Annotated in this window: 1 protein-coding gene; it reads left to right on the forward strand. The window is 59.9% G+C overall.

The features are described 5' to 3' along the window. A partial coding sequence (locus tag OMK64_RS21460; RefSeq protein ID WP_272730148.1) for an amino acid permease occupies positions 1-666 on the forward strand: 666 nt, incomplete at both ends.

Raw genomic sequence — 666 nt, forward strand, 5'->3', positions numbered from 1 at the left:
CTGCAAACGGAATACGAGCTTTTTGCGTGTCTCGTGCGCTCGGCCAAGGCCATTGAAATGGCCGGCCCGGCGATCATGCTTTCCTACATCATTGGCGGCCTGGCGATCCTGGTGATCATGCGCGCCCTTGGCGAAATGGCGGTGCACAACCCCGTCGCCGGCTCGTTCAGCCGTTACGCCCAAGACTATCTCGGCCCGTTGGCGGGCTTTCTGACCGGCTGGAACTATTGGTTCCTGTGGCTGGTGACCTGCGTGGCGGAAATCACCGCCGTGGCCGTGTACATGGGCGTGTGGTTCCCCGACACGCCGCGCTGGATCTGGGCCCTGGCGGCGCTGATCAGCATGGGCAGCATCAACCTGATCGCGGTCAAGGCCTTTGGTGAGTTCGAGTTCTGGTTCGCGCTGATCAAGATCGTCACCATCATTGCGATGGTGATCGGCGGCGTCGGCATTATTGCGTTCGGCTTTGGCAATGATGGCGTGGCGCTGGGTATTTCCAACTTGTGGGCCCATGGCGGCTTTATGCCCAATGGCGTGCAAGGCGTGTTGATGTCTTTGCAAATGGTGATGTTCGCCTACCTGGGTGTAGAGATGATCGGCCTCACTGCCGGTGAAGCGAAGAACCCGCAGAAGACCATTCCGAGTGCCATCGGCTCGGTGTTCTGG

The sequence above is a fragment of the Cellulomonas fimi genome (assembly GCF_028527925.1).
GTDB lineage: Bacteria > Actinomycetota > Actinomycetes > Actinomycetales > Cellulomonadaceae > Cellulomonas > Cellulomonas fimi_C.